The sequence below is a fragment of the Streptomyces sp. NPDC101234 genome (assembly GCF_044767525.1).
GTDB classification, from domain to species: Bacteria; Actinomycetota; Actinomycetes; order Streptomycetales; family Streptomycetaceae; genus Streptomyces; species Streptomyces sasae.
This window is the reverse complement of the sequence record NZ_JBIWOA010000039.1, coordinates 69534-86674: the sequence shown is the minus strand read 5'-3', so window position 1 is coordinate 86674 and position 17141 is coordinate 69534. Positions and strand designations below refer to the sequence as shown.

Here is a 17141-nt window from a genome sequence, read left to right as displayed (position 1 = left end):
CTAAGGGTGCCATGTTTGGCGCACCCGGCTCACACCGGCACGGTCGCTGTGACCGGGCGCACGCACCCGCCGCCTCATGCGGGCACCCGGACACCCGCCAGGTTCCCCAGCATCCGCCGGGTGCTCGGCCCCACCACCGCGGCCCATTCCTCGGGGGTGTCGGTGAGCCAGCGGGCCATCAGCGCGGCGAATCCGGGCACGTGCCGGCCGAGGTCGACCAGGCCGCGGTCGAAGCGGGTCGCCCCGTCGGGGGTGCGGACGAGCAGCATCCCGGTGCGTCTGACCAGCTCACGCATCTCGTCGGCGGCGTCCTCGCGCTGGACGGCGGCCGCGTGCAGCAGCGCGTCGAGCACACCCGGTTCCCGCTCGCGGGCGAGCAGGAACTCCAGCAGTTCCCGGCGCAGTGGCCGCGAGGCGGGGGTGCCGGCCGCGCCGAGCACGGTCGCCAGGGCCGCCCGCACCGGCTCGGGGCCGTCGTCGAGCAGTCCGGTGACCAGGGGCAGGAGGCCCGCGCGAGCCTCGGCGCCCCGGTCGAGACGGCGCTCGACGTATCCGGCCACCTGCCCGGCGAGCCCGGGCCGCAGCTCGGCGGCCTCCAGGACCAGTTCGGTGACCCGCCGGGCGAAGACGGGCGTGGTGACATCGGCGAGGGTGCGCAGCATCTGTCCGGCGTCCGGTCCGCGCAGCCGGGCGCGGAAGGCCTCCAGTACCTCTTCGGGATGGGTGGCCAGGGCGGGTACCAGCGCGGCGGGCGTGAGCTGGGGGTCGCCGGCGGTGAAGTGCCGTAGCGCCTGCGGGAGATGGCGGGAGCGGGTCGCGGGGTCCCGGATCAGCAGGGCGAGCGCGCCGCCGTGCACGGTGCAGTCGGCGGGGCGGGCGAGCAGGGCGAGCGCGGCATAGCGGAGCAGTCCGCGGTCGGACTCGTCGCGGACGTGCGGGGCGGCGCGCAGCCCGTGGGCCACGGCGGCCACCCGGCGGGCCGGGCGCTCGTCGTGCGCCCAGCGGTCGACGGCCCGGCACACCGCGGACGGCTCGTCCTCGGCGAGCACGGCGAGCAGTTCGTCGCCCCGCCGGTGCGCGGCGTCGACCAGCACCTCGGTCAGGTCGTCCAGCGCCCCGTGCCGATGCGTGTGCAGCAGCGCCTGCGCCGCGGTCGCCACGGTGGCGTGCGGCATCGCGGGCAACGGCCGCTCGTCGTCGAACCACCGGGTCAGATACGGCTGTACGGCGGCGGGGTCGGCGGCGAGCATCCGGGCGACGGCGTCCAGGTAGCGCGGGAGCGTGTCCTCGGCACCCTCCGCTGCCGGCCGGGCTCCGAACCGACCGAGGCCCACGCTCTCCGGCGGGGGCTCGTCCGCGAGCACCAACCGCCGCAGCAGATCGAAGCGTTCGGTGTCGGGCAGGGCGAGCGCGGTCCAGAAGTCCGGCCCGAACTCGGCGGGAGCGGTGCGCTGCCGGCCGGCGACCCGGCCCACGACCCGGTCGGCGAGCAGCCGCAGCACGCCGGTGTACGGCGTGACGTCGGGCAGCCGTAGCAGGGTCTGGGCGAGCAGTCGCGCGGCCCACCAGGATCCGGGGTCGAGGTCGAGGGCGTGCGCCAGGTCCGTCAGCCGGGGACCGAGCTGGGCCGGTCCGTGCTGGCGGTCGAGGAACAGCAGGGCCTGGACGACCGGGCCGATCCGGTGGTGCGGGACGGGCAGGGGGTGGGCCTCCTGGAGGTGGCGGGGGCGGTGGACGAGGGCGTGCAGGGCCTCGTCCAGGTCCAGGTGCATGCCCTGGAGCCAGTCGGCGAGTTCCTCGTGGGCGAAGCGGTAGCCGCCGCCGGCGGGGACCAGCAGGCCCTCGGTGAGTACGGCGGAGGCCCAGCCTGAGCCGCCGCCGAGGTGGGCCGGGACCGGCCCCCAGGGGAACACCGCCTCGAACGACTCCCGGTCCAGCTCGCCCTGCCCCGGCCCCAGGCTGCGCCGGGCGGCCTCGTGCACCTGGCCGGAGACGCGGGCGGCGAGGCGTCGTACGGCCTTGCCGCGCAGGCCGTTCTCGGCGGCCAGCCGGACCGCGATGCGCAGGCACATCAGATCGAGGTGGGCGGCGAAGACGTCGTGCCGGTCGATCGGGCCGTCGGCCGGCGGGGCGGCGTCCGGGAGGGCGGCGCGGACCTCGGAGAGCAGGCGCAGGGCGAGGGGGTGGCGGGCGTCGCGGTCGATGAGGGTGCCGTCGGGAATGCCGTAGCGGGAGCGGGCGTGGCGGGCCTCGTCGGGGGTGAGGTCGGTCAGCCGGATGCACGGCGGCTCGCTGCCGCCGCCGTGGCTGTGCCGCCCGTGCCTGTGCAGCAGGTCGGGTGGGAACTCCGCGCCGGCGCGCTCCCAGTACTCCTCGCGGCAGGCCACGAGGAGGCGGGCGCCGGTGTCGCGCAGCCAGTCCACGGTGCCCGCGGTCCAGGTGGAGAGCCGGTGGGCGAGGATCGGGGGCATCTCCTCGGGGCCGTCCAGCAGGAGGAGCAGGGGGCGTCCGGCGCGGGCGGCCCGGCGGGCCAGCCGTTCTGCCGTCAACTCGCCCAGATCGCCCGGGAGTTGGGATCGGGAGGCGGCGACGATCCGGACCGCCCGTTCCAGGGCGCGGCGGGCCGCGTCGGCCACGGAGTCGTCGGCGTCCTTGAGGTCGGCGCCGCGGAGCCAGAGGGTGGGAGCGGGGTTCGCTTCGCGGTTGCGGCGGGCGGCGAGGGTGGCGAGCTCCGTGGTGCGGCCGGTGCCGGGGGAGCCGACCAGGGCCAGGACGGTCCCGGTGTTGATTTCGGTGCCGGTGCCGGTGCCGGTGCCTTCGGCGAAGGCCGACAGGGCCTTTGAGACTGCGGCTCGGTCCACGGGGTGGACGGGGTCGGTGTATTCGCCTGCGAGTGCCGTGAAAGGTGGTGGAGCGGCTGGCGGCGAGTGGGGGCTGGTCGCGCAGTTCCCCGCGCCCCTTCGGGGCGCTCCAGTGCGGGGCGCTGACGTGTGGCCGATGTAGCCGGCCAGGGCGCCGGGAGGGCCGTCCTGGGCCACGGATGTCGCCGTCAGTTCCAGTACGCCGGCCAGGTTGAGGTCGATGCCGTAGGCCGGGACCGTTGCCGCGTTGCGGGCGAGCAGGTCGGACAGGGGGCCCGGGGCCTGGTGGTGGAGGGGGACCGCGAAGCCCGCGTCCCGCCGGCCGGACTGGAGGGCGGTGCCCAGGACGGCGAGGACCGCGCCGGTCTCCGCGTCCAGTACCGGTCCCCCGGCCGCTCCGCCGCCGAGTCGCAGGGCGTCCCGGCCTGCCGTGCCGATCGCCAACTCCAGGGCGTCCTGAAGGAGATGGAAGCGGTCGGTGGCGGTGTACGTCACCTGGGTCGCCGCCAGCACCCGGGCCTCACGCCAGCGGTCCGCGGCGATCCGTACATAGGTGCCGGCCGGGATCCGCTCTCGTACGGTGATCGGGAGCGGGGCCACGCCGAGACCCTCGGTGCGGATCAGGGCCAGGTCGTGGGCGGGCAGTGGGGTGACCGCGTCCGGGTCGACCACGCAGGTGCGGTTCCCGGCCGCGTGCAGCACGATCCGGGCCAGGCCGTCGACCGCCTCGTGACTGGTGATGAGCGTCCCGTGGTGGTCGGCCAGGAAACCGGTGCCGCGCGGGCGCCCGGCGAGGTCGCGGACCCGGACCAGCCGGTGGTCGAGCGCCGGCCCCGGCTCCTGCCCCGGCTCCTGCTCCGCCTCCCCCGCACCGTCCGCCGTCCGGCGACCGCTCCCGGTCCGCGGACCGCGTCCCGCCATGATCGAACCTCCCCGCCCGTGCATCCGTGCCTCAGGGCCGGTCCGGCGGATCCAGCAGGCCCTTGTCCTCGACCGTAGGCGCGAAATGATCAGTGGGACAGAGCGGGCCTTGAACGCGCCCCCCTCCGCTCCCCCGGTTCACTCCGAGCGCCTGCTCGGTCGGGTGAATAGCCCGGAGCGGGTGGATACACCCTAGGGGTGGGGGAACCGAGGGGGGACCGTGGAGCGGCGGCGGCGCAGACCCCGTGGTCGCCGCTCCACGGGCAGACCTCAGGAGAACACGGCGAGGCTCTTGGCCTTGCCCTTCTGCTCCTCGACGAGCGCGAGGAAGCGCCCCTCGGGGTCGAACACGGCGACGGGGCCGGCGCCCGCGTACTCGTCGGGCATCTCCAGGCGCACGCCGTTGAGGAGCAGCCGGGCCCGCTTGGCGTCGACGTTCCAGCGCGGGAAGGCGGCGCCCGCCGCGTCGGCGATCGGCATCACGGTCAGCTCCTGCTGGAGCTGGTCGAGGGTGCGTGCCGCTTCCAGCTTGTACGGCCCTACGCGCGTCCGGCGCAGCGCGGTGAGGTGGCCGCCGACGCCCAGGTCGGCGCCCAGGTCGCGGGCGAGGGCGCGGATGTAGGTGCCGGAGGAGCAGACGACCGAGACCACCAGGTCGAGCACGGGGGTGCCGTCCTCGGCGACGGCGTCCCGGACGTCGTACACGGCGAACGACGAGACGGTCACCGGGCGGGCCGGGATCTCGAAGTTCTCGCCCTCGCGGGCGCGCTTGTACGACCGTACGCCGTCGATCTTGATGGCGCTGACCTTGGACGGCACCTGCATGATGGCGCCGGTCAGCTTGGCGACGCCGGCGTCGACGGCCTCGCGGGTGACCTTGGAGGCGTCGGTGGACGAGATGATCTCGCCCTCGGCGTCGTCCGTGACGGTGTTCTGCCCGAGGCGGACGGTCCCCAGGTACTCCTTCTCGGTGAGGGCGAGGTGCCCGAGGAGCTTGGTCGCCCGCTCGATGCCCAGGACGAGAACGCCCGTGGCCATCGGGTCGAGGGTGCCGGCGTGCCCGACGCGCCGGGTGCGGGCGATGCCCCGCATCTTGGCGACGACGTCGTGCGAGGTGAAGCCCGACGGCTTGTCGACGATGACAAGGCCGTCGGGCGGAGTGGGCTTGCTGGTCATTCGGTGGCGTCGTCCGTCTCGTCGGCCTCTTCGTCCGCGCCCGGCTTCTTGTACGGGTCGGCGTCTCCGGCGTAGTCGGCGCCCGCGGAGGCCTCGCGGACCTTCTCGTCGGACAGGCGTGCCCGGTCGAGGAGGTCCTCGATGTTGCGGGCGGTGTCCGGCAGGGCGTCCGCGACGAAGGCGAGGGTCGGCGTGAACTTCACGCCGGCGGCCCGGCCGACCTCGGACCGGAGAATGCCCTTGGCGCTCTCCAGGCCGGCGGCGGCGGCCTGCCGCTCCTCCTCGTCGCCGTACACCGTGTAGAAGACGGTCGCCTCCCGGAGGTCACCCGTGACCCGGGTGTCCGTGATGGTGACGTGCGAGCCGAGCCGCGGGTCCTTGATCCCGCGCTGCAGCTTCTGGGCCACCACCTCTCGGATGAGGTCCGCCAGCCTTTTCGCTCGCGCGTTGTCGGCCACTGGTCCGCTCCCGTTCTTTCTTCTTGTCGTTCTCAGGTCTAGTCGTCGTCGCCGTGGAGGCGCCGTCGGACGGACAGCAGCTCCACCTCGGGGCGGGCGGCGACCAGCCGTTCGCACCGGTCGAGTACGTCGGTCAGGTGCGCGGCGTCGCCGGAGACCATGGCGAGGCCGATGCCGGCCCTGCGATGGAGGTCCAGATGGTCCACCTCGGCCGCGCTCACGGCGTACTTCCGCTGGAGTTCGGCGACGATCGGGCGGACGACGGAGCGCTTCTCCTTCAGCGAGTGGATGTCGCCGAGGAGGAGGTCGAAGGACAGGGTCCCCACGTACATGTATGTAACCGGTTAACCCGCCGGTTCGGGATCGATGGCCCTGTCAGGAACGGTACCCCGTCCCTGCCGGGGGCTCGACCGACTTTCCCGGGCCGTGACGGGGACGTCCCGGACCCCGGGCCTTCCTCCCCACGCACCCGCCCGACTCGGTCGGGCCAGAGGTGAGCGCCACGGGGCTCCGCCCCGGACCCCGCCCTCGCCCACCCACCACCCGACGCGGTGAGCTGGAAAAGGTGCCCCCAGGGCGGTGCCTTTCCGGCCGACCGAGTCGGGTGGTGGGTGGGCGAAGGTCCGGGGTCCGGGGCGGAGCCCCGCGGCGGGGCCTCTCGGCGGGAAAAGTGCCGGCCGACGGTACCGAAGTCCCGTCGGCCGGCACCAACCGTCGGCCTTACGCCCGCGGCTTCTCTCGCATCTCGTACGTCGCGATGACGTCGTCGATCTTGATGTCGTTGAAGTTTCCGAGGTTGATACCGCCCTCGTAGCCTTCGCGGATCTCGGTGACGTCGTCCTTGAAGCGGCGCAGACCCTCGATGTTGAGGTTCTCCGCGATGACCTTGCCGTCGCGGACGAGGCGGGCCTTCGTGTTGCGCTTGACCTCGCCCGAGCGGATGAGGACACCGGCGATGTTGCCCAGCTTGGACGACTTGAAGACCTCGCGGATCTCCGCCGTACCGAGCTCGACCTCCTCGTACTCCGGCTTGAGCATGCCCTTCAGGGCCGCCTCGATCTCCTCGATCGCCTGGTAGATGACCGAGTAGTACCGGACGTCCACACCCTCGCGCTCGGCCATCTGCGCCGCGCGGCCGGCCGCGCGGACGTTGAAGCCGATCACGATGGCGTCGGAGCCCATCGCCAGGTCGATGTCGGACTCCGTGACCGCACCGACACCGCGGTGCAGGACGCGGATGTCGACCTCTTCGCCGACGTCCAGCTGGAGCAGGGAGGACTCCAGGGCCTCGACGGAACCAGAAGCGTCACCCTTGATGATGAGGTTGAGCTGCTGGATCTCGCCGGCCTTGAGCACCTTGTCCAGGTCCTCGAGCGAGACACGGCGCGTGCGCTTCGCGAAGGCCGCGTTGCGCTCGCGGGCGGCACGCTTCTCGGCGATCTGGCGGGCCGTACGGTCCTCCTCGACCACGAGGAAGTTGTCGCCGGCGCCCGGGACGTTGGTCAGACCCAGGACCTGGACCGGCGTGGAGGGGCCGGCCTCGGCGACGTTGTTGCCGTTGTCGTCGAGCATGGCGCGGACGCGACCGTAGGCGTCGCCCACGACCATCGTGTCGCCGACCCGCAGGGTGCCTCGCTGGACGAGGACCGTCGCCACGGCACCGCGGCCGCGGTCGAGGCGGGACTCGATGGAAATACCCTGCGCGTCCTGGTGCGGGTTGGCCCGCAGGTCGAGCGAGGCGTCGGCCGTGAGGACCACGGCCTCCAGCAGCGAGTCGATGTGCAGACCCTGCTTGGCGGAGATGTCGACGAACATGGTGTCGCCGCCGTACTCCTCGGCCACCAGGCCGTACTCGGTCAGCTGACCGCGCACCTTGGTCGGGTCGGCGCCCTCGACGTCGATCTTGTTGACCGCGACGACGATCGGGACGTCGGCCGCCTTGGCGTGGTTGAGCGCCTCGACCGTCTGCGGCATGACGCCGTCGTTGGCCGCGACGACCAGGATCGCGATGTCCGTCGACCGGGCACCACGGGCACGCATGGCGGTGAACGCCTCGTGACCCGGGGTGTCGATGAAGGTGATCGCGCGGTCTTCGTCGTTGACCTGGGTCGAGACCTGGTAGGCACCGATGTGCTGGGTGATGCCGCCGGCCTCGCCCGCGATGACGTTCGTCTTGCGGATGGCGTCGAGCAGTCGGGTCTTACCGTGGTCGACGTGACCCATGACGGTGACGACCGGGGGACGGACCACCAGGTCGTCCTCGTCGCCCTCGTCCTCGCCGAACTCGATGTCGAAGGACTCGAGCAGCTCGCGGTCCTCCTCCTCCGGGCTGACGATCTGAACCTGGTAGTTCATCTCGCCGGCGAGGAGCTGGAGCGTCTCGTCGGAGACGGACTGCGTGGCAGTGACCATCTCGCCGAGGTTCATCATGACCGCGACGAGGGACGCCGGGTTGGCGTTGATCTTCTCCGCGAAGTCGGTGAGCGACGCGCCGCGGGAGAGACGGATGGTCTCGCCGCTGCCGCGCGGCAGCATCACGCCGCCGACGCTCGGGGCCTGCATGGCCTCGTACTCCTGGCGACGCTGCCGCTTCGACTTGCGACCGCGACGCGCCGGACCGCCGGGACGGCCGAACGCACCCTGCGTGCCACCACGACCGCCGGGACCGCCCGGACGACCGCCGAAGCCGGGACGACCGCCGCCGCCACCGCCGGGACCGCCGCCGAAGCCGCCGCCACCGCCGCCGGGGGCACCACCGGGACGACCGGCGAAGCCGCCGCCACCGCCCGGACGGGCGCCACCGCCGGCGCCACCGGGACGACCGGCGAAGCCGCCGCCACCACCGGGACGACCGGCGCCGCCGGGACGACCCGCACCGCCGGGACCGCGACCGCCGCCACCGGGGCCGGGACGCGGGCCGGCAGCGGGACGCTGCGGCATCATGCCGGGGTTCGGACGCGGACCCGCGGAGCCGCCGCCGGGACGCGGACCGCCCTGCGGACGGGGCATGCCGGACGGGCTCGGACGGGCACCGCCGGGAGCCTGCGGACGCGGACCGCCGCCCTGGGCGCCGGGCGCCTGCGGACGGGGACCGGCGCCGGGGGCACCGGGGCCACCCGGGCGCGGACCGCCCTGCGGGCGCGGGGCCTGCGGACGGGCCATGCCGGTGGAGCCACCGGACGTGAAGGGGTTGTTGCCCGGACGCGGACCGGCCGGACGGGCACCGCCGGGGCGCTGGCCCTGACCCTGCCCACCGGAACGCGGGGCGCCCTGACCCGGACGGGCCTGGCCCTGACCGGGGGCGGGACGACCGCCGGGACGCGGCGCGCCCTGACCCGGACGGGGGGCGTTGCCGGGACGCGGACCCTGCGCGGCGGCCGGGCTCGGCGCCGCGGCGGCCGGAGGCGCCGGCGGGGCCGTGAACTCGGGCGCGGCCGGGGCCGGACGCGGGGCGGGCCGGGGACCCGGACGCGGGCCGGAGGCGGCCGGCGCGGGGGTGACCGGAGCCGGGGTGACCGGAGCCGGGGCGGCGGGCGCCGCGGCGGCGGGCGCCACCGGAGCCGCGGGCGCGGCCGGGGCGGCAGGCTGCGGGGCAGCCGGACGGGGGGCACCCGGCTTCGGGGCACCCGGACGGGCCGACTGCGCCGGAGAGGGCGCGCCGGGCTTGGGGGCCGCCTTGCGCGGGGCGGGCTTGCCGCTGCCGCCACCCTGGAGGGCGTCGGTCAGCTTGCGTACAACGGGCGCCTCGATCGTCGAGGACGCCGAACGGACGAATTCACCGAGTTCCTGGAGCTTGGCCATGACGACCTTGCTCTCAACCCCGAACTCCTTGGCGAGTTCGTATACCCGGACCTTAGCCACTTCGCTCCTTTTAGGTCCGGGTGTGTCCGGACCGTCGCTACTTCATGGGCGTACTCATCGCGTGCTCATCGAGTGCTCATCGCAATCTCGACCTACTTCCAACTCGCGGGGTACCAGAGCCGCACGGACGTTCCGGACGACGCTTCTTACGGTGTTACTGCTCGACGTGCCGGCGCAACGCCTTTACGTCCAGCGGACCCGGGGCGCGCAGCGCCCGCGGGAGTGCCCGGCGGCGCACCGCCTGGTCCAGACAGACCTGGGCGGGGTGTACATATGCACCCCGGCCGGGCAGCGTACCGCGAGGATCGGGGACGCATTCGTCCTCGACCGCCACGATCCGCAGCAGTTCGGTCTTGGCCGCTCGCTGCCTGCACCCCACACAGGTGCGCTCAGGGCATGCGCGGGCACGCGTCCGGCCAGACACTGCTAAGTCTACCTCCCCGCAGCGACCTCACCCCTTCGGGGCAAAGATCGAACGGCCGTTGTCGTAATCCAAGCCACCTGCGGCTTGGAAGTATTCCCCTCGTCCGAGTGAATCGCGGACGAGGGCCGGGGGTCATCCCCCGGTGATCTACTCGGGCGCCTGCTCGGTGTCCGGGCGGATGTCGATGCGCCAGCCGGTGAGGCGGGCGGCGAGACGGGCGTTCTGTCCTTCTTTGCCGATCGCCAGCGACAGCTGGTAGTCCGGCACGGTCACCCGGGCGGACCGGGACGCCAGGTCCACGACCTCGACCTTGGACACGCGGGCCGGGGACAGCGCGTTCGCCACCATCTCGGCCGGGTCGTCCGACCAGTCGACGATGTCGATCTTCTCGCCGTTCAGCTCGCCCATGACGTTGCGGACCCGGCCGCCCATGGGGCCGATGCAGGCGCCCTTGGCGTTCAGACCCGAACGGGTGGAGCGGACCGCGATCTTCGTCCGGTGACCGGCCTCGCGGGCGATGGCGGCGATCTCCACGGACCCGTCGGCGATCTCCGGCACTTCGAGGGCGAAGAGCTTCTTCACGAGGTTCGGGTGCGTGCGGGACAGCGTCACGGACGGCCCGCGGACACCCTTCGCCACCCGGACGACGTACGACCGCAGCCGCAGACCGTGCTGATACGTCTCGCCGGGCACCTGCTCCTGCACCGGCAGGATGGCCTCCAGCTTGCCGATGTCGACGAGCACGTTCTTCGGGTCGCGGCCCTGCTGGACCACACCGGTGACGATGTCGCCCTCGCGCCCGGCGTACTCACCGAGCGTGGCGTCGTCCTCGGCGTCGCGCAGCCGCTGCAGGATCACCTGCTTGGCGGTGGTGGCGGCGATCCGCCCGAAGCCCGACGGGGTGTCGTCGAACTCGCGCGGCTCCTGCCCCTCCTCCAGGTCCTCGGGATCCTCCTTCGCCCACACGGTCACATGCCCGGTCTCCCGGTTGAGCTCCACGCGCGCGTGTCGGCGGCTTCCCTCGGTGCGGTGGTAGGCGATGAGGAGGGCCGACTCGATCGCCTCGACCAGCAGGTCGAAGGAGATCTCCTTCTCCCGAACCAAGCCCCGCAGGGCACTCATGTCGATGTCCACGGCTACGCCTCCTCTTCCTTCTCGTTCTTGTCCTTGCGGTTGAACTCGACCTGCACGCGCGCCTTGTCGATCTCGGCGAAGGCGAGTCTGCGGCTCGTGGCCTTGCGGCCCTTCACGCCGGGCACCTCCAGGTCGAGACCCGCGTCGTCGACGTCCAGAATCCTGGCGACCAGTTCCCCGCCCTCGGCCAGCTGGAACCTCACCAGCCGGTCCACGGCCCGCACATAGTGCCGGTGCTCCTTGAGGGGGCGCTCCGCGCCCGGGGTGCCGACCTCGAGGGTGTACTCCGCCTCGCCCATCGCGTCGGTCTCGTCGAGCTTCGCCGAGAGCTCACGGCTCACATCGGCGATCTGGTCCAGGTCCGCCCCGGCGTCGGAGTCGACGACCACACGCAGCACGCGCTTGCGTCCGACGGAGTCCACGGCGATCTCTTCGAGATCCAGTCCCTGGGAGGTGACGAGCGGTTCCAGGAGCTCTCGCAGCCTCTCGCTCTGGGTCGTGCTCATCCGGGTGACTCCTCGGCCGCGTGTGCTGTTGTGGGATAGGTCGCGTGTCTGGTCAAAGGGTATCGGGTCGTGAGGTGTGTTGCCGTCCACCCGGGTACGGGCGGTGCCGATGAGTGGCTTCGGACAGGTGCGCAGGTACGGTGATCACGGGCGGGTCCGTCCCTTGCCCCATTCCTTTCGTGTTTCTTCGTTTTTCTTCGTGCCCAGCCCCCGATTTCTTCGTGTCCAGCCCTCATCCAGCCCCCGAGGACGTCTGCCGTGCCGTTGCCCCCGCCGTCGCGTACCCGCTCGGGAGTACGCAGAAGGAGCCTGATCGTCTCGGCGGCCTCGGCCGCCGTGCTGGCGGGCTGCTCCACCGCCCCCGACTCCGCCGGCAACGGCGGCAGCCCGTCGGTCTCCGCGCGGGCACGCGCGCGTGCGGCCCGGGACAGCCGGGGGCTGCTCCGGCAGTACGACGCCGTCCTCGCCGCCCATCCCGCGCTCGCGGAGCGGCTGCGGCCGCTGCGGGCGGAGGTGGCGGCACACGCGGCGGCCTTCGAGGAGGGTGCGGCTTCGCCCTCGGCGACGGAATCGCCCACGGCGACCGGATCGACGACGGCGACAGGGTCGACGACCGCCTCTCCGTCCGCGTCGCCCTCCGCCACGGTCCCGACCGACGAGAAGTCCGCGCTCGCCTCCCTGGCCACCGCCGAGCGGACCCTCGCCGACCAGCGGGCCAAGGCGCTGCTGGACGTGCCGGGCGAACTGGCGCGACTGCTGGCCGGGGTGGCGGCGGCCGGCGCCGGACACGCGTACCTGCTGACGGAGGGTGGCAAGTGAGCGACGGGACGGAGTCCGGGGTGCTGACGGCACTCCAGGCGGCGTTGGCGGCCGAGCACGCGGCGGTGTACGGGTACGGCGTCATCGGCGGCCGGATAGGAGAACAGCGGCAGGCCGAGGCGCGCTCGGCGTACGACGCGCACCGGTCCCGCCGGGACGCGCTGGTCCGCGAGGTGCGGGACCTGGGTGGTCAGCCCGTCGCCGCGAGCGCGGCGTACGCCCTGCCGTTCGCCGTGACCGACTCGGCGACGGCCGTGCGACTCGCGGCCCAGCTGGAGGAACGGGTGGCCGACGTGTACTCCGACATGGTCCGGGCGTCCTCCGGCCAGCGGCGCGGGGCGGCGGCCGGGGCGCTACGGGAGGCCGCGGTGCGTGCGGTGCGGTGGAGCGGCGAGAGCGTAGCCTTCCCTGGGCTCGCGGAACGGGCGTCCGCCGCGGCGACTGCCCCGGCGACCGGGGCGGCGGCAGCGGGGGTGGCCGGCGGGTCGGCCTCGGATCCGGCTTCGACTTCGGCTCCGGCTGCGGCTCCGGCTTCGGCTTCGGCTTCGGCTTCGGCGACTCCCTAGAACAGGACCCAGAACAGGAAGGGAACGACTCGCGTATGGCTTTCGAACCGCCGCGGCGCCTGGTGAAGGCGCTCGGTGAGACGGCGCCGGACGGTGACGAGTGGCTGGAGAAGCTGCCGGGAGCGCTGGAACACGCCGTCGCGCTACGCGAGTTGACCGTGGAACGGGTGCAGGTGCCGGGCGGCCGCAGCAGCGTCGTACTGCTGGTGCGGCGGGCGGACGACACCCCGGCCGTGCTGAAGCTGGCCCCTCGGCGGGCCCGGCCGGAGAGCGAGGCCGCCGCGCTGGCGCACTGGGGCGGGCTGGGCTCGGTGCAGTTGCTGGAGGCCGACGCGGCCGCGGGGGTGCTGTTGCTGGAGCGGCTGCATCCGGAGGTCTCGGTGCGGTCGCTGCCCGAGGCGAAGGCGCTGCTGGAGGCGGCGGGGACGCTGCGGCGGCTCTGGGTGGAACCGCCGGAGGGGCATGCGTTCGAGACCGTGGCCGAGCGATCGGGGCGGCAGGCGACGGCGATGCGGACCACGGCCGACCTGGAGGTCATGCCGCTGGTCGACGCGGCGCTCGCGGCCCGGGAGGAGCTGCTGGCCGGGCCACCCGAGCGGCGGCTGCTGCACGGCACGTTCCGGCAGAGCAAGGTGCTGGCCGGGGAGCGGCTGCCATGGCTGGCGGTGGGGCCGGATCCGGTGGTCGGGGAGTGTGCGTTCGATCTGGCGCGGTTGGTGCGGGACCGGGTGGAGGATCTGATCGCGTCCCCCTCCGGGGCGTCCATCACCCGGCGGCGGATCAAGCGGCTTGCCGAGTCGCTGGAGGTGGATCAGGAGCGGCTGCGCGGGTGGACGCTGTTCCGTGCGGTTGAGTCGGGGGTGCGGGCGCTTCGCGTGGGGCGGCCGAGGGATGCGGAGCTGTTGCTTGAATTCGCCGGGTGGGTCTGACGGTTTCGGGTGCGGGTCCGGTGGGGGTTGATCGCGCCCACGCGGCGGAGCCGCGGATCGATACGGCCCCGCGCCCCTATCGGGGCGCTCCGTCCTCCCTCAGTTTCAAAGCGAGCACCGGACAGTCCGCCGCTGCTCTGCGGGCTCGTTTCCTTGTGCGGGGCGGTATGGGACGGCCGTCGACCAGTGGGTAGCCCCACTCGTCCAGCGTGATGTGTTCCGGCAACAGCTCTGCGCACAGGCCGTGGCCCTGGCAGGACGTCCAGTCGATGTCTATGTGCTGGTCCATGTCAGATCTCTTCGGTGGGTACGGGGAGCAGCGGGGTGCGGTCGGTCGCGGTGCAGTGGCCCTGGGCGTGGGCGTCCACTTCGGACGCGAAGGTGGTCAGCGCGCTGCGGACCAGGCGGATCGTGCCGTCGGGGTGGTGGCAGGCGCCTCTGCCCTCCACCAGGCCCGCCCAGCGCGAGATGTCCGTGCGGGCGGCGCCCTGGGGGCCCGGTGCGGCCAGGGTCTGGAAGGCGGCGGCCATGCGCGGGAGGCCGTTGAGGCAGGGGCCGCACTGGCCCGCCGACTGCAGCGCCAGATAGCGCAGGACGCGGGCGGTCTCGGTCAGGCCGCAGCGGTCGGCGGGGAGCGCTGCCAGCACGCCCGCGCCCAGGTACGCGGAGGACAGGGGGACCCGGGCGGCCTCCGCGGCCGGGATCCAGGTGCCGTGGTAACCGCCGACCAGGGCCGCGGACGCGCCCTCCAGCGGCAGGAGCCGGCCGATCCTCATGCCGAACGGGGCTTCCACCACTCGGACTTCGCGGCCCGGGACGTGCAGGGTGCAGAGGGCACTGCCGGGTTCGGCCGGGGTGCCCGCCGACCGGAACCACTCCGCGCCGTAGCGGGCCGCCAGGGCCAGATGGGCCAGGGTCTCGACGTTCTGGACGAGGGTGGGGGCGCGGCGCACCCCGCGTTCGCGGACCGGTGGGGTCGGGTGGGTGGGGCGGGCCTGGCCGCCGGAGAGGTACTGGACGAGGGCCGATGCCTGGCCGGAGAGAAAGCGGGCGGGCAGGCGTACGACCTGCACGCGCACCGGGTCGCGGCGCTGGGCGATGGCCGACTGCAGGTAGGAGGCGCCGTCCTCGACGGCGAGGTACGCCTCCGCCGCGCCGGTCGCCGCGGCCGCCAGCTGCAGCCCGTCCAGGACCAGATGGGGCGACAGCCGGAGCAGGGTCTTGTCCTTGTGGCTGGCCGGTTCGCTCTCCGCGCCGTTGGCGACGACGATCGGGGCCCGCTCGGTGCGGCGGGCCGCGTCGGTGACCGCGACGAACTTGCGGTACGCCGGGAATCCCGCCCCGCCGCGTCCGGTGAGGCCGGATTCGGCGAGGGTGCGCAGGACCGCGGCCGGATCGCCGTGCGCGAGCGGGCCGTAGCGCTGTTCATGGGTGGTGAGGTCGGCCGGGGTGCCGCCGGGGGCCAGCAGGCGCGGGGGCATGTGGACGTCGGTGAAGAGCGCGGTCATCAGTGGGCCCCTTCGGTGTGCAGGAGTGCGGCGGGCGTCTGGCGGGAGGCCCGCACGGCTTGGGCGGTGCGCAGGGCGAAGGCGGTGATCACCGTCGCCACGCAGGCCACGGTCAGCCAGGTCATCCAGTCGGTGCCGGCGTCCGTGCCGATGCCGATGCCGTGGACGAGGGCGACCGGCCAGGAGGCGTAGGCCAGCCAGTGCACGGCCCGCCAGGCGCGGTGGCCGAGGCGGTCCCGGAGGAGGCTGGTGACCAGGACCGCGAGCATCAGGTCGAAGGCGACCGTGCCGAGGCCGAGCCAGAGCGACTGGTAGTCGGAGACGAAGGGGACGAAGGCGTCGAGGACCGTGATGTCGACATAGCCGTCGACGACCGCCACCGCGATGTGCAGGGTCAGGAAGGCGGTGGCGGAGAGGGAGAGGGTGCGGTGGAGGGCGACCGTGCCGAAGCGGGGCAGGCCGGGGAGGCGGGTGCGGAGCCGGACGGCGATGCCGAGCAGGACGACGACCGTGAAGAGGACCAGGCAGACGGCGCCGGTGGCCCGGTTGGCGTACCAGAGGGTCTCGGAGGTCATGCCGCCGCCTCCAGGGCCACCAGGGCCGCGGGCCAGCCGGGGGTCGTGACGACGGTGCCGTTGTGCGCCACCAGCCGGGCGGGCAGACCGAGGCGGGTCAGCCAGCGTTCCGCGCCCGCGCCCTTGACCAGGGCCGCCGTGGTCGCCGCGTTGGCGTCGGCGCAGCTCGCGGCGGCCACCGAGACCGTGCGCCACGGGGAGCGGACGGGCAGGCCGGTGCGCGGGTCGACGATGTGGTGCAGGTCGTGTCCGCCGCGCTGCCAGCGGCGGGCGGTGGTGCCGGAGGTGGCGAGGCCGCCGGAGCGGAGCCCGACGGTGTCGTACGGCCCCTGCGCGGGCGTCTCCTTCACCGGTCCTGTGATGTCCTGGACGCGGATCTGCCAGCCGCCCGCCGGTGGCTCGCCGGCGACGGCCGTGTCACCGCCGAGACTCACCAGCACCCCGCAGCCGGCGACCTCGGCCAGCATCCTGGCGGCGCGGTCGGCGGCCCAGGCCTTGGCCGTCGCTCCCAGGTCGAGGCGGACGCCCTCGGGGACGGTGACCGTGCCGGTCGCGCGGTCGAGGGTGACCTTGCGCCAGCCGGGGGCGCGGCGCACCCGCAGGGAGACCGGGCGGTCGTCCTCGCGGACGAGGGTGAAGTCGCGGTCGTAGCCGATCGCGTCCATCGCCGAGCCGACCGTGGGATCCACCGCGCCGTCCGTCGCCTCGGCGGCGCGCAGGGCGACGGCGAGGGCCTCGGCGAGCAGCGGGCTGACCCGGACCGGGCGGCCGTGGGCGGTGTCGAGGGCGGCCAGTTCGGAGTCGGTGCGGAACCGGCTGCAGGCCGCGTCCACCTCGGCGAGCTGCCGGGCGAGGAGCAGGTTGCAGGAGTCCAGCAGGGCGGGGTCGGTGACGACCAGGCGGACGGTGGTGCCGAGGGCGCGCCAGTCGGTGGCGGCCGTGGTGCGCAGGGCGGTGACGGTCATGACGCCCCCGAGGTGGAGTCGCTGGAGCCGCTGCCGGAGGTGAGCCCGTCGGAGGAGGACTGCAGGTCCGAGGAGGACGACGACGAGGACGACGAGGACGAGGAGCTGGATGAGTCGGTCGACTTGGACGACGAGGACGAGGTCGAGGAGCTGTCCGTGCTCGAGCCGGAGCTGCTTCCGGAGCTGCTGGCGCTGGATGTCGTACCGCTGCTGCTCGCCGTCGTCTCGGCGTCCGACTGCATCGTGCCGACCAGGGCGAACACCCCCGCCGCCGCGGCGAGCGTGACCGCCGCCGCGAGGGCCGCCGTACGCCGGGTGCCCCGGCGGACCGCCGCGGCCGCGCCCTTCTCCCCCTGCCGCTCCCCCGGTTGCCTGCGCTGCACTCTCTCGGTCATGACCGATCCCCTCCTGCGTGACTCTCTGTCACGCATTACGTTC

General features: G+C 73.7%; 16 protein-coding genes. 3 read left to right on the top strand and 13 right to left on the bottom strand.

Annotated elements, in window-relative coordinates; translation table 11 throughout:
* Positions 1-74 precede the first annotated feature (74 nt).
* The 8 genes from ACIRR9_RS45560 to rimP form a co-directional block, all read right to left on the bottom strand.
* Positions 75-3782 carry a trypsin-like peptidase domain-containing protein gene (locus tag ACIRR9_RS45560; protein WP_403764923.1) on the bottom strand — a complete coding sequence of 1236 codons (3708 nt, stop codon included), beginning with the start codon at positions 3780-3782 and terminating at the stop codon, positions 75-77.
* A 270-nt stretch (positions 3783-4052) separates the two neighbouring features.
* Complete coding sequence (gene truB, locus ACIRR9_RS45555) at positions 4053-4958, bottom strand: tRNA pseudouridine(55) synthase TruB (protein WP_403764921.1); 906 nt, start codon at positions 4956-4958, stop codon at positions 4053-4055.
* Complete coding sequence (gene rbfA, locus ACIRR9_RS45550) at positions 4955-5416, bottom strand: 30S ribosome-binding factor RbfA (protein WP_365352177.1); 462 nt, start codon at positions 5414-5416, stop codon at positions 4955-4957. The genes truB and rbfA overlap by 4 nt, the downstream gene beginning before the upstream one ends.
* Before the next feature lie 38 nt (positions 5417-5454).
* Entirely contained in the window at positions 5455-5748 is a 294-nt protein-coding gene (locus ACIRR9_RS45545; protein ID WP_123973674.1) for a DUF503 domain-containing protein, read from the bottom strand.
* Positions 5749-6136: 388 nt separating this feature from the next.
* Positions 6137-9277 (bottom strand): translation initiation factor IF-2, encoded by a 3141-nt coding sequence (gene infB / locus ACIRR9_RS45540; RefSeq protein ID WP_403764918.1) that lies wholly within the window; start codon positions 9275-9277, stop codon positions 6137-6139.
* Between the two features lie 154 nt (positions 9278-9431).
* Positions 9432-9701, bottom strand: coding sequence for a YlxR family protein (locus ACIRR9_RS45535; protein ID WP_365352891.1), 270 nt, complete (start codon positions 9699-9701; stop codon positions 9432-9434).
* Positions 9702-9848: 147 nt separating this feature from the next.
* Positions 9849-10835 (bottom strand): transcription termination factor NusA, encoded by a 987-nt coding sequence (gene nusA, locus ACIRR9_RS45530; protein WP_384577944.1) that lies wholly within the window; start codon positions 10833-10835, stop codon positions 9849-9851.
* Positions 10836-10837: 2 nt separating this feature from the next.
* On the bottom strand, positions 10838-11341 hold the full coding sequence (gene rimP, locus ACIRR9_RS45525; RefSeq protein WP_123973678.1) for a ribosome maturation factor RimP: 504 nt from the start codon (positions 11339-11341) through the stop codon (positions 10838-10840).
* Between the two features lie 258 nt (positions 11342-11599).
* On the opposite strand from rimP, the gene ACIRR9_RS45520 reads away from it, so the two are divergent.
* From ACIRR9_RS45520 to ACIRR9_RS45510, 3 genes are read left to right on the top strand one after another with little or no spacing between them, the layout of a single operon-like run.
* Positions 11600-12160 (top strand): hypothetical protein, encoded by a 561-nt coding sequence (locus tag ACIRR9_RS45520; protein ID WP_123973679.1) that lies wholly within the window; start codon positions 11600-11602, stop codon positions 12158-12160.
* On the top strand, positions 12157-12726 hold the full coding sequence (locus ACIRR9_RS45515; protein ID WP_403764915.1) for a ferritin-like domain-containing protein: 570 nt from the start codon (positions 12157-12159) through the stop codon (positions 12724-12726). The genes ACIRR9_RS45520 and ACIRR9_RS45515 overlap by 4 nt, the downstream gene beginning before the upstream one ends.
* A 35-nt stretch (positions 12727-12761) precedes the next feature.
* The gene (locus tag ACIRR9_RS45510; RefSeq protein WP_403764913.1) at positions 12762-13655 is read left to right on the top strand and encodes an aminoglycoside phosphotransferase family protein; all 894 of its coding nucleotides are present in this window, start codon (positions 12762-12764) and stop codon (positions 13653-13655) included.
* A 76-nt stretch (positions 13656-13731) separates the two neighbouring features.
* On the opposite strand, the gene ACIRR9_RS45505 is transcribed toward ACIRR9_RS45510, so the two are convergent.
* From ACIRR9_RS45505 to ACIRR9_RS45485, 5 genes are read right to left on the bottom strand one after another with little or no spacing between them, the layout of a single operon-like run.
* Positions 13732-13944: a ferredoxin gene (locus ACIRR9_RS45505; RefSeq protein ID WP_365352902.1), complete on the bottom strand. Its 213-nt coding sequence runs from the start codon at positions 13942-13944 to the stop codon at positions 13732-13734.
* Between the two features lies 1 nt (position 13945).
* The gene (locus tag ACIRR9_RS45500) at positions 13946-15163 is read right to left on the bottom strand and encodes an NADH-ubiquinone oxidoreductase-F iron-sulfur binding region domain-containing protein (protein WP_403764911.1); all 1218 of its coding nucleotides are present in this window, start codon (positions 15161-15163) and stop codon (positions 13946-13948) included.
* Complete coding sequence (locus ACIRR9_RS45495; protein WP_403764909.1) at positions 15163-15738, bottom strand: ferric reductase-like transmembrane domain-containing protein; 576 nt, start codon at positions 15736-15738, stop codon at positions 15163-15165. The genes ACIRR9_RS45500 and ACIRR9_RS45495 overlap by 1 nt, the downstream gene beginning before the upstream one ends.
* On the bottom strand, positions 15735-16703 hold the full coding sequence (locus ACIRR9_RS45490; RefSeq protein ID WP_403764907.1) for an FAD:protein FMN transferase: 969 nt from the start codon (positions 16701-16703) through the stop codon (positions 15735-15737). The genes ACIRR9_RS45495 and ACIRR9_RS45490 overlap by 4 nt, the downstream gene beginning before the upstream one ends.
* Positions 16700-17098, bottom strand: coding sequence for a hypothetical protein (locus ACIRR9_RS45485; protein WP_403764905.1), 399 nt, complete (start codon positions 17096-17098; stop codon positions 16700-16702). Before ACIRR9_RS45485 ends, ACIRR9_RS45490 begins: the two co-directional genes overlap by 4 nt.
* Between the last annotated feature and the right edge of the window lie 43 nt (positions 17099-17141).